Here is a 13290-nt window from a genome sequence, read left to right as displayed (position 1 = left end):
GGTCGGGGCCCCGGCACAGCGGGCTTCGGTACGGTGTGCGCGTGCCGAAGCCACCGTCGACCTCGACACCCGCCGCGCGCGCCCCCCGCAGGCGGGGGCGCGCCGCCCGTCTGGCCACCGCAGGGCTGGTGTTGCTGGGGGTCGCGGGCTATGCCGCGTACCACTTCGCCGGTGTCGGCGTCGGTCCGCGCCATCCGGCCTGCACGGTCACCACGGAGGCCGGCAGCCTCACCCTGGAGCCGCAGCAGGCGGCGAACGCCTCGACGATCGCCGCGGTGGCGGCCTCGCGCGGGCTGCCGGAGCGCGCGGTGACGATAGCGCTGGCCACGTCCATGCAGGAGTCGGCGCTGCGCAATCTCGACCACGGGGACCGCGACTCGGTGGGCCTGTTCCAGCAGCGCCCTTCGCAGGGCTGGGGCACGGCCGCGCAGATCATGGACCCGGTCTACGCCTCCAACGAATTCTTCGACGGCCTGGTGAAGATCCACGGCTATTCCCGGCTGCCCCTCACGGTGGCCGCGCAGAAAGTGCAGAAGAGCGGCTTCCCGCAGGCGTACGCCAAGCACGAGGCGGACGCCGCGCTGCTGGCCGGCGCGCTGACCGGCCGGCACGCCGGGGCGCTCACCTGCGTCACCCCGGTCGCCGCGGGGACGGTCTCCGGGGGCGACCCGGCGAAGGTGCGGGCCCGGCTGGTGCGGGAGTTCGGTGCCGACGTGGCGCCGCGGACCACCGAGACGCCGGCGGACCCCGGCGACGGGACCGCGCAGGACGCCAAGAACGGTGCGCGGGGCGGGGGTCCGGCCCGCCGCACGGTTGCGGTGCCGTCGGCCCCGGCGGGGAACGAGGCGCGCGGCGACGAGGGCCGGCGGGGCTGGGAGCTGGCCCAGTGGGCGGTGGCGCACGCCCATGAACTGAAGGTGGAGAAGGTGACCTTCGGGGACCGCGAGTGGTCGGCGGAGGCATCCGACCGGGGCTGGACGGCGTCGAATTCCGACGTCGCGCGGGGCGCCGCGGGCGATGTCAGGATCACCGTCGCGCAATAGTGCGGGCATTCACCCCCAGGCGGGTGATTGATACGCCAAACCCATCAGATGTGAATCCCCTCGTTCGGGGGTGCGAAAAAAGCTTCTGATCATGGGCTGTGACGTTTCCGCGGCAGTTCCGGCTCCGCCCGAATTGCTCCGCTTTACCGCCCCGGGAATCCGGCTGCATTACCAACTCTTTACTCTTGGCGGCCGCAACCTTCGGCCCCCTTCACGCGGTAGTCACGACGTCCGCCCCGCGGACATGTCACGTCGAAACTGTCGTCTCTCCGTAAAAGGAGCACCATGTCTCTCCCCCTCGCGCGTCGGATCGCCCGGGCCGCCCTGCTGGTCGGCGCGGCCGCGGCTCCTCTCATCGGTGCCGGTGCCGCGTCCGCCGCCGCGCTGCCGCAGGTCGGCGACCTGGGTGGGCTGACCAACGTGGACAAGACCCCCGAGCTCACCGGCACCGTGAACGGCGTGGCCAAGCAGTCCGGCGCCGTGAAGACCGTGCAGCAGGCGCTGCCCGCGACGACCGAGACCGTCGGCGGCCTCGCCAAGAGCACCCAGCCCACCGTCAAGGGCGCCGCGACGGAGGCCGCCAAGACCGTCGGCGGCACCGCCCAGGAGCTCGGGAAGACCGCCAAGGGCTCGGGGCTGCCGGGTGGCCTCCCCTCCACCGGCCAACTGCCCCTCCAGGGGCTCCCCATCGGCGGCTGACCCCCCACAGCCGCACCGAAAGGGCCCGGGGAGCGGTGCTCCCCGGGCCCTTTGCGCGTGCTGTGCGCGGCCGTACCGCCGCCGGGCGTACCGCCGCCGCTCAGGAGGACAGCCGGCGCACCGCCGCCGCCACCCGCTCGTCGGTGGCGGTGAAGGCGATCCGTACGTACCGCTCGCCCGCCGCGCCGTAGAAGTCGCCGGGCGCCACAAGGATGCCCTGCTTGGACAGGTCCGCGACGGTGTCCCAGCAGGACTCGTCGCGCGTCGCCCACAGGTACAGGCTCGCCTCGCTGTGCTCGATGCGGAATCCGGCGGCCTCGAAGGCCTCCCGCAGCGTCGCCCGCCGCCGCGCGTAGCGCTCGCGCTGCCGGGCCACGTGGGCGTCGTCCCCGAGCGCCGCGACCGTGGCGGCCTGCACCGGGGCGGGCGTCATCATGCCGCCGTGCTTGCGGATCTGCAGCAGCTCGCCGAGCACGGCCGGGTCGCCCAGGAGGAAGGCGGAGCGGTAGCCGGCCAGGTTGGAGCGCTTGGACAGCGAGTGGACGGCCACGATGCCCTCGTAGGAGCCGCCGCAGACGTCCGGGTGCAGGACGGAGACCGGGTCGGCGTCCCAGCCCAGCTCCAGGTAGCACTCGTCGCTGAAGACCAGCACGCCGTGCTCACGTGCCCAGGCGACGGCACGGGTCAGCTCGTCCTTGGACAGCACGCGACCGGTGGGGTTGGAGGGGCTGTTGAGCCACAGCAGCCGCAGCCCGGCCGGGTCGGGCTCGGTCGGTTCGTCGTAGACGACCGGCTCGGCGCCCGCAAGCCGCGCCCCGACCTCGTACGTCGGGTAGGCGAGCCGCGGGTACGCCACCTTGTCGCCCGCGCCGAGGCCGAGTTGGGTCGGCAGCCAGGCCACCAGCTCCTTCGAACCGACCACCGGCAGCACGTGCGCGTCGGTCAGCCCGGCGGCGCCCAGCCGGCGGCCGGCCCAGCCGGTGATGGCGGCGCGCAGTTGCGGCGTCCCCCACACGGTCGGGTAGCCGGGGCTGTCCGCGGCCGCGGACAGGGCACGCTGCACGATGTGCGGGACCGGGTCCACCGGGGTGCCGACCGACAGGTCGACGATGCCGCCGGGATGGGCGGCGGCCGTGGCCTTGTACGGTTCGAGCCGGTCCCACGGGAAGACGGGGAGTCTGGACGAGACTGGCTGCGCCACGGTGGTGCTCACTTTCCGTTCCTCGCAGGCACGCGGCCTGCCACTGCCTGAAGCACGACGGTCCCGCACGGCGGTGTGCCGTGCGGGACCGCACGCAATTCTCGGGTCATTCGCCCTGCGGGGGCAGGGCGGCGATGAAGGGGTGGTCGCGCTCGATCAGCCCGAGCTTGGAGGCACCACCGGGCGAACCGAGCTCGTCGAAGAACTCGACGTTCGCCTTGTAGTAGTCCTTCCACTCCTCCGGGGTGTCGTCCTCGTAGAAGATGGCCTCCACCGGGCAGACCGGCTCACAGGCTCCGCAGTCGACGCATTCGTCCGGGTGGATGTACAAGGACCGCTGGCCCTCGTAGATGCAGTCGACGGGGCACTCCTCGATGCACGCCTTGTCCTTGACGTCGACACAAGGCTGCGCGATGACGTAGGTCACGCTGTCGTTCCTCCTCGATAGGGCTGTCTCGCGCGGGAGCGCGGCGTCGTCGATGCCCGCCCCTAGTATCTCCGTTCTTGGGCAGCAGACGAACAGGAGGGGCGGTCATGAGCATGGATTTCACCGCCGGAGGCCGGCTCGAGGTGCGCATAACCCCTTCTGACGTGGGCAAACGCGTTTCGGTACGGAGGATCGCGGAGATCGTCGACGGACACCCGGTGTTCACCGACGCCGTAGGGGTTCTCACATCGTGGGACCACGGGGTGCTCGTCGTCACCCGACGGGACGGAGAAGCCGTCCGCATCGCGGAATCGTCCCTGGTGGCGGGGAAGGTCGTACCCGCCGCACCGGCGCGTCGCGGCGCCCGCGCGCCCCGTGCGACCGCCCGCGAACTGCAGGAATCGGCCTCCCGCGGCTGGCCCGCGCAGGAGACCGCCCGGCTGGGCGGGTGGACGCTGCGGGCGGCCGGCGGCTTCACCCGGCGCGCCAACTCCGTGCTGCCGCTCGGCGATCCGGGTGTCCCGCTGTCGGAGGCCGCGGCACGGATCGCCCGCTGGTACGGCGACCGCGGACTGCCGCCGTACGTGCAGGTCACCACCGGTGGCGAGGACTCCGACGAGGCGCTGGCCGAGGCACTGGACCACTACGGCTGGACCGCGGAGGGCCACGCCCTGCTGCGCACGGCCGCGCTGGCGCCGATCGCGGACCTGCCGGGCACCGAGGCCGTGCGGCTGTCCCGCGAGGCCGACGCGGCGTGGCTCGCCCGCTACCACCGCACGGGTGACCTGGGCGACGCGGCGCTGAAGGTGCTGGGCGGCGGTCCCTCGGTGTGGTTCGCCACCGTTCCGGGCGACGGTCCGGCCGGCACCGGGCCCGCGGCGATCGGCCGCTGCGTCGTCGACGGCCGGTTCGCCTCCTTCGGCGCCGTCGAGGTGGCCCCGGACCACCGGCGGCGCGGACTGGCCCGGGCCGTGATGGCCGCGCTCGCCCGCAAGGCGCTGGACGAGGGCGCCTCCGGCGCGTACCTGCAGGTGGAGACCGGCAACGAGGGGGCGCGCGCCCTCTACGACCGGATGGGCTTCACCACCCACCACGCCTACCACTACCGGCGCGGCCCGCTGTCCGCGGAAGGGTGAGAAGCCCGGTATGGACGACGCCATGAGGCAGCGCTTCGGCGAGGCCGCCCGAGAGCCGCGCCCCGACCTCGCGGAGCTGTGCCTGCTCATCGGCGCGGAGGCCGACCCGTCCCTCGACGAGGCGGGCACGGACGCGGCGCAGATGGAACTCGACCGCCTCGCCGGGCTCCTGCCGTACGGCCTCACCGCACCCGGCGACTGGGCCGACGCCGCCGCGGAACTGCTGGGCAGCCGCTGCGGGTTCAACGGCTCCCCCGCCGACTACCAGCGGCTGGAGTCCTCGCTGCTGCACGAGGTGCTGCGCCGGCGGCGCGGGCTGCCGATCCTGCTGTCGGTGGTCTGGATGGAGGTCGTCCGGCGCGCGGGCGGCCCGGTCCACGGGGTCGCCCTCCCCGGGCACTTCGTCGTGGGCTTCGGCGACCCCGCGGGCGGGTTCGTGCTGGCCGACCCGTTCAACGGCGGGCGGCGGCTGGGCGAGGAGGACGTACGCGTGCTGGTGGCGGGCGCCACGGGGTCCGCTCCGTCCCCGGCGATGCTGGAGCCGGCGGATCCGCTGGACATCGTGCAACGGGTGCTCAACAACATCCGCGCCTGGGCGTCGGCACGGCCCGAGCACCTGGCCACGCAGTTGTGGGCGGTGGAGCTGGCGCTGCTGCTGCCCCACCATCCGGCGCGGCTGCGCTTCGAGCACGCCCAGCTGCTGGTGCGCAAGGGGGACTTCGCGCGGGGCGCGACGGAGATGGAGGAGTACGCCGACGTACTCGCCGAGGCGGAGCCCTCCGCCGCGACGGCCATGCGCCGCCAGGCGCGGGCCGCCCGCGCGCTCCTCAACTGACGGGGGCGTGTGGGCGGTGGGGGTGGGTGGGGGTGGTGCGGTGCGGTGCGCCGGTTCTTCGGCTGTCGCGCCGTCTCGCGCCCTGCGGGCGCAAAGATGCCGGCTGCGGAGGGGAGGGTGGGGGCCCGGGGCTCGTCTGCGGTGTGCGGCCCGGCGGGCGGTTGGGGTTCAGGCGCCGGAGCGGGGCCGGTTGTTCGTCTGGCCGCGGTCTCGTTGCCGTCCGCGGGTGCAGATGGCCGGTGACCACGCCCACCGTTCGTGGGTGGCGCGCCCGCCGTAACCGGCGACTGCGGGTGCTTCCCCGACCCGACAACGGGCTCTGTTTCGACGGCTATACCGCTGAAAGCGAGCCCGATCTCCGTCCGCGCGAAGATCGGGCCCTGTTCCGCCGGATATACCGTCGAAAGCGGGCCCGATCTCCCGCCGACCGCCCGGGCAGCACCCCGAAGCACCCGCAGACGCGGGTTACGGCGGGCGCGCCACCCACGGACCGTGGGCGTGGTCACCGGCCATCTGCACCCGCGGACGGCAACGAGACCTCCGCCAAGGGAGAGGCACCCCGCTCCGGCGCCTGAACCCCCGCCACCCACGCACCCGCACACTGCCGAGTTGGAGCGCCCCCCACCCTCCCCTCCGCAGCCCGCCGCTTTGCGCCCGAAGGGCGCGAGACGGCGGGACAGCCGAACAGCCGAACAGCCGAACAGCCGCCTAGAGCCAGCCGCGTTCGAGGGCGATGCGGACCGCTTCGGCGCGGTTGCGGGCGGCGGTCTTCTGGATCGCCGTGGAGAGGTAGTTGCGGACGGTCCCCTCCGAGAGGTGGAGGCGGCGGGCGATGTCCGCGTTGAGGGAGCCGTCGGCCGCCGCACGCAGGACGTCCCGCTCGCGCGGGGTGAGGGGGTCGGCCCCCTCCGACAGCGCGGCCGCCGCGAGCACGGGGTCGATCACCTTCTCCCCCCGCAGCACCCTGCGCACCGCCTCCGCGAGTTGCCCCGCGGGCGCGTCCTTGACCAGGAACGCGTCGGCGCCCGCCTCCATCGCGCGGCGCAGGTACCCGGGCCGGCCGAACGTGGTGACGATGACCACGCGCACCCCGGGCAGTTCCGCGCGCACCGCGGCTGCCGCGTCGAGGCCGGTCATCGCGCCGGGCATCTCGATGTCCAGGAGGGCCACCTGTGCGCCGGCGTCGCGGGCCGCGCCGACGACGTCCTCGCCGCGGGCGACCTGGGCGACCACCTCGATGTCGCCTTCAAGCCCCAGCAGCGCGGCCAGGGCCTCCCGCACCATCGACTGGTCCTCTGCCAGCAGCACCCGGATCATGGCCGTGAGCGTAGTCGGCCGGGACGACGGCGTGGAGGGTGAAGCCGCCCTCCACCACGGTCTCCAGACGGCCCCCGGCGAGCTGCAGGCGCTCCTCCAGGCCGGTCAGCCCGTTGCCGCGGTGCGCGCCGCCCGGCCCCGGTCCCCGGCCGTCGTCGGCGACGGTGAGCCGTACCGTGCCGTCGTCCTCGGCGACGGTGACCACGCAGCGTGTGGCGCCGCTGTGCCGTACGACGTTGGTGACGGCCTCGCGCAGGGCCCAAGCGAGGGCGCCCTCGGCCTCCGGCGTGAGCGGGGCGGTCACCGTCGCGGGCAGCCGGCCGCGGATGCCGGCGGCCTGCAGGACGGCGCGGGCGCCGGCGAGCTCGGTGGCGAGGGTGGGCCTGCGGTAGCCGCTGACGGCCTCCCGGACGTCCACCAGGGCCTGCCGGCTGACCCGTTCGATGTCGGCGACCTGCGCGGCGGCGTCCTCGGGGCGGTCGGGCAACATGCGTCCGGCCAGTTCGCTCTTGAGGGTGATCAGCGAGAGGGAGTGGCCGAGCAGGTCGTGCAGGTCGCGGGCGAGCCGCAGCCGTTCCTCCGTGGCCGCGAGCTGGGCGACGGCCGCCCGGGCCTCGCGCAGTTCACGGGTGGTCCGCACCAGCTGGCGCACGCCCATCATGGCGTAGCCGCCGAGCAGGCACGGCACGAGCAGCGGGATCACCAGGTCCTCGCCCGCGCCGGCGAGCCAGGCGGCGGCGGCGAGCAGCGCGGTGACCAGCGGGATCGCCCAGCGCGCCTGGCGGCCGGGGAGCACCGCCCCGCAGCCGACGGCGAGGTAGACGAACAGGACGAGGAAGGCCTCGCCGAGGGTGAACGTCATCAGCAGCGCCAGCGCTCCCAGCAGCAGGAGCTGCCCGTACACCCAGCGCGGCTGGTGTTCGGCGTTGGTCCGCAGGAAGACGATGCCGAGGTAGCCGGCGACGTAGCCGGCGAGCCCGAGCCAGCCCAGCACGGTCGCCGTGAGGCCGTGCCCGCCCTCGGCGAGGTCGCTGACCGGGGCGCCGAGGTAGAGCATCCACATGGCCACCCAGACCAGCTTGACCACGGCCTGGCGGCGGTTCTCCGGGGCCCTGCCGATCGCCGGGGCGTCCCGGGGCTCGGCGACGTCCGGCGCCTGCGTCGTTCCGGCGGTCACGGTCCTCCTCCTCTCCGGCCCGTCAGGCCTTCGCGGTGTCCTTGCGGTACATCCAAGCGGCTGTCCCGGCGAACACCAGCCCGTAGACCACCAGCACGGCGACGTCCCCGGCGTGCGGGGCCCGTCCGGACTCGACGGCCTGGCCGAGCGCCGCGTACGGGCGGGACGGGAGCAGCTCCGCGATGTCGCGCAGCCAGCCGGGGAAGGAGTCGAAGGGCACCCACAGCCCGCCGAGCAGCGCGAGCCCGAAGTAGGCGATCATCGCGACGGGACGGGCGGTCTCCGCCGAGGCGACGTAGCCGATGGCCACGCCCAGCGCGGCGAAGACGAAGCTCCCCGCCCAGCTGGTCAGCAGCACCCCGGCCCACTGCCACGCGGCCATCCGCACGCCCTTCACGGCGCCGCCGGCGAGCAGCACGAGCACGATCGAGGGCAGGCTGACCGTGGCGGCCGCGGCGACCTTGGCCAGGACGTAGCCGCGCCCGGGGAGGGCGGTGAGCCGCAGCTGGCGCACCCAGCCCTTGTCGCGTTCCCGGGCGATCCGCTCGGAGTTGCCCATGAGCACGGCGGTCATGGCGCCGAAGGCGCACATCGCCACCATGTAGTAGGGCACCATCGCGGCACTCTGGCCGGCGGTGAGGATCATGAAGAGCAGCACCGGGTACAGCACCGAGAAGAACATGAACTTGCGGTTGCGCAGGACGCGCAGGATCTCCAGCCGGGCCAGTGTCCTCATCGCGCCGCCGCCTCCTTCTCGGACTTCTCGGACTTCTCCAACTTCCCGGGCTGCCCGGGCTGCCCGGACGACTCCGTGATGGCCAGGAAGGCCTGTTCCAGGCCCAGCCCGGCGACCTCCAGGTGCCGGGGGTAGAGCCCGGTCGCGTAGAGGGCGTGCACGGTCGCGTCGGCGTCCGTGGAGCGGATGCGCACCGTGCGCCCGGTGACCTCCACGTCCGTGACCCGCGGCAGGGCCCGCAGCGCGGGCAGGTCCGGCGGGGTGTCCAGGTCGAAGACGATGCGGCGGACCCCGGCCCGGGCCTTGATCTCGGCGGCGGTGCCGTCGGCGACCAGCCGGCCGCCCTGCAGGACGAGCACCCGGTCGGCGACGGCGTCCGCCTCCTCCAGGTAGTGGGTCGCGAAGAGCACCGCGCGGCCCCGCGCCACCTGCCCGCGCATGGCCTCCCAGAAGGCCTGCCGGGCGGAGACGTCCATGCCGGTGGTCGGCTCGTCGAGGACCAGCAGGTCACTGGCACCGGCCGTGGCCAGGGCGAAGCGCACGCGCTGCTCCTGCCCGCCGGAGAGCTTGTCGACCTTGCGGTCGGCGATGGACTCCAGTCCGGCGGCCGCCATCACCTCGGCGACGGGGTGGGCGCGCGGGTGCAGGTCGCAGGCGAGCCGTACGAGCTCGCGGACGGTGACCTCCTCCATGAGGCCGCCGCTCTGCAGCACGGCACCGACCCGGCCGTCGGCGATCGCCCGGCGCGGGGTGGTGCCGAAGACCTCGACGGTGCCGGAGTCGGGGGTGCGCAGCCCCAGCAGCAGGTCCAGGGCGGTGGACTTGCCGGCGCCGTTGGGGCCCAGCAGGGCGACGGTCTCACCGGGGTGGAGGGTCAGGCTCAGGTCGTCGACGGCCCGGACCTGACCGAAGCTCTTGCTCACGTGCGTGAACACTGTTGCGGTCATGGCAGCAGCCTGGCCGACGGCGGGGTCCGCACGGCAGTGCCGGGCGTCCTGTCCCGCGGATGACAGATGTCATGGGTGTGGCCCCGGTACGGGTACCGGGGCCACACCTTCACGCGGGGATCGGGCGACCGGGGGTCAGGAGGCGCCCTCGATGGTCACCGTCTTCTTGGCGGCGTCGGTGGTCTGCAGCGCGGCCATCATCGCCGAGGCGACGTCCTCCGGGGTGACGGCGGTCTTGCTGCCGTCACCGCGTTCGACCAGCACACCGTCGAAGGCGCCGCCGTACAGCCCCTGGAGCACCTTGCGGTCGATGTACGGCGTCAGGTTGCCCTCCTGGTCCGGCACCATCGTGAGGATCTGCGACAGCGACTTCTCCGGGCTGAACGGGACCTGCGCGGCGCCCGCACGGACCGTGACCAGCCCGGACATGGCGGACTTCCCGAAGCCGTCGACGGCCTTGTCGAGCGCCTCCTGGGTCACCTTGGGCTCCACGGTGGCGACCTTCAGGCTGACCGTGCCGGCCTTGCCGGTGGCGACCTGCGTGGCGTAGGCGGCGGTGACGGCGTCGATCGAGGCGCCCACGTCCACGCCCTCGTGGGGCTTGCCGGGGACGGCGACGGCCTTGCCGTCCACGAACTTGACCATGCCCTCGGAGCCGGAGCCGCCGAGCTCCTGGGAGAGCTTCTCCAGCTGGGCGCGGAGCTTCTCGCCGTCGGTGGTCAGCACGGGCTCGGCCGCGCGCGAACCGCCGAACAGCGAGCCGATGACGGTGATCGGGTTGTAGTCGCGGTGCGCCACGTTGCGGACGGTCGCGTCGGTGTCGAGGACGAGACCGGCGGCCGCGGGCTTGAGCGACTTCTGCGCGTCGCCGACGGTGACGGTGATCGGCGCGTTCTTGCGGGGGCCCAGCGCCTGGTCCAGGAGCGCGACGGCCGCGTCCTTGGTCTTGCCGCCGATCTCCACGCCGTAGACGGTCGTGCCGGCCGGCACGTCGGAGTGGTCCATCAGGAGTCCGGCGCCGTAGGCGATGCCGGCCAGGCCCAGCACACCGACGCCCGCCAGTATGAGCTTGGAACGTCCCTTGCGCTCCGGCTCGGCCGCGCTCTGGCGCGCGGCGGGCGGCGCCGCGGGCTCGTCCTGCTCGAAGCGGTACATCTCGCCGCCGGCCGGAGCCGGACGGTTCGCGGACGGTCCCGCGGGGGGAACCGCGGGGATGCCGCTGACGACGGTGTCCCCGGACAGCCGCTCGGACGCGGAGGACGGGAACGGCGTCGGGAACGGCGACCGGCCGGTCGCGGGGCCCGCCGGGGGCACCCGCATCTCACCGGTCACCGGGCCCGCGGTGGGGCCGGACGGCGGCTGCTGCCCCGGGAAGGGCAGACCGGCCCCCGGACCCGCGGGGCCCGCACCGGGCCCGCCGGGGAACGGACGCTGTCCCTGAGGGGGACGCCCGGGGCCGGCGGGGCCACCGGGGCCGGCCGGACCGCCGGGCGCCACGGGCCCACCGGGGCCGCCGGGAACACCCGGTCCGCCGGGGCCGCCGGGAACACCCGGTCCGCCGGGGCCGCCGGGGCCACCCGGCGCGACCGGACCGCCGGGGCCCGCCGGGCCGACCGCGCCGTCGTTCAGGTACGGGATGCCCCCGCGCCGGGGCCCGCCGGGGGCGCCGGCCGGCCCGGGGGCCGGACCGCGCTCGGCCGGCCCGGGCTGGGCGGGGATGTCGCCGATCTGCATCGGCTGGGTGACCTCGGGGGCGGAGAACTCCTGGGCCGCCTCGGGCGCGGACGCCGGCGCCGGTACGGGCGCGGCCTTGCGCGGCGCGAACCAGTCGCTCGTCGGCTTCTCGCTCTTCGGCCCCGGAGCCGGCTCGGCGGCGGGCTCGGGCGCGGGCGCCGGGGCGCCCTGACCCGCCCCGGTGCCGTTGCCGGTGCCCGTACCGCCGCCGGTGGCCCAGCCCGCGGGCAGCGGGGCGGACTCGGCGGCGGGGCCGGCCGGTGCGGACCCGGCGGCCGCCTCGCCCTCCGCGCCGCCCTCGACGGGCGTGCGGACGACGACCGGCGGGATCGGCCGGGACCCGGGGATGTTGATGCGCACCCGGGTGGTCAGTGTGGTCTCGGTCTTGGTCTCCTCCGCGGCGGGGGCATCGGCGGGCTCCCCGTTCGCGGCACCGTCGCGCGGGCCCTCCTGCGGATGCAGCGACGGAAACGGTCGGGTTCCGTACGGCGGGGTACCCGACGGGTACGCGGCTCCGCCCCGGCCCTGGGGGCCGGGGGACGGACGATCAGTTTCACGACTCAAAGCAGGCTCTCCCGGTTCGCTTCGCCACCCGTCACGGCCTTTCCGCGGGCGGCCCGGCGGCGCGCACCACCATACTGGGCGCCGCGTCGGAGCCGCCTGTCCGCCGGATGGAGACCGCCCTGATCAAAGGGGTTTATGTGACGTCGACCGCCAAAACGGACGACGCTCGCTCCGTAACGGACGCAACGTGGCGCCTATCGTGCCTCAAGTGATCCACCAGGGGGAGTTCGGGGTTGCACAAGCGTGGCCGACATCACTCCCGCCATGGCTCCGCCCAACAGGTAGACGTACGGGCTGATTCCGTTGGCGAACAGGAAATCGCCCTCCGGACGGGCCGAGCTGAGCAGCATCACGGTGATCAGCCACACCGCCGCCGGCACCACCGCGCCCAGTCTTGTGCCGGTCAGCCTGGCACCGCCGTGGAAGAGCGCCGCGCTCCCGGCGAGCGCCAGCAGCAACCCGCCCGGGAACCAGGCGGCCTGGACCAGCGACCCCGCGACGGCGACCGGCACGCCCAGGACCGCGAGCAGGGGGTAGGCCGCGCGCCTCATGCCCCGCTCCCGGCGAACAGGTCGTCCTCCAGGCTGCCGGCGGGCACGGGCGCGCCCTTGACCAGCCGGTAGAACTCGGCGCCGAACAGGGGCTGTCCGAGGTCGTTGGAGAGCGCGAAGAACGGGCCGTCCACCGCGATCTGGGTGACGTGGGCCTTCATCGCCGCGGCCTTCCGCTCGGCGTAGCGGGCCTCCACGTCGATGGCGGCGGTCACCATGTCGTCGTCCACCACGCCCGGGACGTCCTCGACGGTCGCGATGCCCTCGAAGGGCATCTGCCGGCCGGCCGCGTGCAGCCGGGCGAAGCCCTCCTCGACCACGCGGCGCGGGACGCAGTTCCAGTAGACCTTGGCGACGGAGTGCGGCCCGCCGAGGTCGCGCCGGTAGGCCGGCTCCGCGGACAGCTCGGCGGCCCGCATGGCGACCCGGTGCGCCTTGACGTGGTCGGGGTGGCCGTAGCCGCCGTCGGGGTCGTAGGTGACCAGGACCTGCGGACGGACCTCGCGGATCACCTCCACGAGGTACCCGGCCGCGAGGTCGAGGTCCGCCTGCCAGAAGCTTTCGGGCCGGTCGTTCTGGGGCGCGCCCATCATCCCGGAGTCGCGGAAGCGGCCGGGGCCGCCCAGGAGGCGGTGGTCGGTGACGCCGAGCTGGACCATGGCGTCCGCGAGTTCGCCGGCCCGGTACGCGCCGAGGGTGTCGTCGCGGCCGGGCGCCAGGTGTGCCAGTTCGGGCGGGATGACCTCGCCCTCCTCCCCGAGGGTGCACGTCACCAGCGTGACGTGCGCGCCCTCGGCGGCGTACTTGGCCATGGTGGCGCCGTTGTTGATCGACTCGTCGTCGGGATGTGCGTGGACGAGCAGCAGTCGCCGGGCGGGCAGTGCGGTCATGAGGAGAGCCTAGGCCCTGACGTCGCGGTGGCC

At 74.3% G+C, this 13290-nt stretch carries 13 protein-coding genes; 4 read left to right on the top strand and 9 right to left on the bottom strand.

Annotated elements, in window-relative coordinates; translation table 11 throughout:
- Positions 1–41 precede the first annotated feature (41 nt).
- Positions 42–1043: a VldE C-terminal domain-containing protein gene (locus ABZ479_RS01100; RefSeq protein WP_500459205.1), complete on the top strand. Its 1002-nt coding sequence runs from the start codon at positions 42–44 to the stop codon at positions 1041–1043.
- Between the two features lie 285 nt (positions 1044–1328).
- Positions 1329–1742 (top strand): ATP-binding protein, encoded by a 414-nt coding sequence (locus ABZ479_RS01095; protein ID WP_500459204.1) that lies wholly within the window; start codon positions 1329–1331, stop codon positions 1740–1742.
- 100 nt (positions 1743–1842) lie between these two features.
- Here ABZ479_RS01095 and dapC read toward each other — a convergent pair whose 3' ends face one another.
- Both dapC and fdxA read right to left on the bottom strand, forming a co-directional pair.
- Positions 1843–2955, bottom strand: a complete 1113-nt coding sequence (dapC, locus tag ABZ479_RS01090) for a succinyldiaminopimelate transaminase (RefSeq protein ID WP_500459203.1) — start codon at positions 2953–2955, stop codon at positions 1843–1845.
- 94 nt (positions 2956–3049) lie between these two features.
- Entirely contained in the window at positions 3050–3370 is a 321-nt protein-coding gene (gene fdxA, locus ABZ479_RS01085; RefSeq protein ID WP_018561461.1) for a ferredoxin, read from the bottom strand.
- Positions 3371–3483: 113 nt separating this feature from the next.
- On the opposite strand from fdxA, the gene ABZ479_RS01080 reads away from it, so the two are divergent.
- Positions 3484–4506 carry a GNAT family N-acetyltransferase gene (locus ABZ479_RS01080; RefSeq protein WP_500459393.1) on the top strand — a complete coding sequence of 341 codons (1023 nt, stop codon included), beginning with the start codon at positions 3484–3486 and terminating at the stop codon, positions 4504–4506.
- 10 nt (positions 4507–4516) lie between these two features.
- A complete protein-coding gene (locus ABZ479_RS01075) occupies positions 4517–5341 on the top strand; it encodes a transglutaminase-like and tetratricopeptide repeat-containing protein (protein WP_500459202.1) in 825 nt (274 codons plus the stop codon).
- A 708-nt stretch (positions 5342–6049) separates the two neighbouring features.
- Here the strand turns inward: ABZ479_RS01075 and ABZ479_RS01070 are convergent.
- The 7 genes from ABZ479_RS01070 to mshB all read right to left on the bottom strand — a co-directional run bounded on the left by ABZ479_RS01070 (position 6050) and on the right by mshB (position 13257).
- On the bottom strand, positions 6050–6658 hold the full coding sequence (locus ABZ479_RS01070; RefSeq protein ID WP_396568620.1) for a response regulator: 609 nt from the start codon (positions 6656–6658) through the stop codon (positions 6050–6052).
- Positions 6588–7835 carry a sensor histidine kinase gene (locus ABZ479_RS01065; RefSeq protein WP_500459201.1) on the bottom strand — a complete coding sequence of 416 codons (1248 nt, stop codon included), beginning with the start codon at positions 7833–7835 and terminating at the stop codon, positions 6588–6590. Before ABZ479_RS01065 ends, ABZ479_RS01070 begins: the two co-directional genes overlap by 71 nt.
- A 22-nt stretch (positions 7836–7857) precedes the next feature.
- Complete coding sequence (locus tag ABZ479_RS01060) at positions 7858–8571, bottom strand: ABC transporter permease (RefSeq protein ID WP_500459200.1); 714 nt, start codon at positions 8569–8571, stop codon at positions 7858–7860.
- A complete protein-coding gene (locus tag ABZ479_RS01055; protein ID WP_500459199.1) occupies positions 8568–9518 on the bottom strand; it encodes an ABC transporter ATP-binding protein in 951 nt (316 codons plus the stop codon). Before ABZ479_RS01055 ends, ABZ479_RS01060 begins: the two co-directional genes overlap by 4 nt.
- Positions 9519–9653: 135 nt before the next feature.
- Positions 9654–11816, bottom strand: a complete 2163-nt coding sequence (locus ABZ479_RS01050; protein WP_500459198.1) for a VanW family protein — start codon at positions 11814–11816, stop codon at positions 9654–9656.
- Positions 11817–12010: 194 nt separating this feature from the next.
- Complete coding sequence (locus tag ABZ479_RS01045; protein ID WP_499607075.1) at positions 12011–12367, bottom strand: DUF6113 family protein; 357 nt, start codon at positions 12365–12367, stop codon at positions 12011–12013.
- Positions 12364–13257 carry an N-acetyl-1-D-myo-inositol-2-amino-2-deoxy-alpha-D-glucopyranoside deacetylase gene (gene mshB, locus ABZ479_RS01040; protein ID WP_500459197.1) on the bottom strand — a complete coding sequence of 298 codons (894 nt, stop codon included), beginning with the start codon at positions 13255–13257 and terminating at the stop codon, positions 12364–12366. The genes ABZ479_RS01045 and mshB overlap by 4 nt, the downstream gene beginning before the upstream one ends.
- Between the last annotated feature and the right edge of the window lie 33 nt (positions 13258–13290).

The organism is Streptomyces sp. NPDC005722 (genome assembly GCF_040630935.1).
Lineage (GTDB): Bacteria > Actinomycetota > Actinomycetes > Streptomycetales > Streptomycetaceae > Actinacidiphila.
This window is presented reverse-complemented; position numbering and strand designations above follow the sequence as displayed.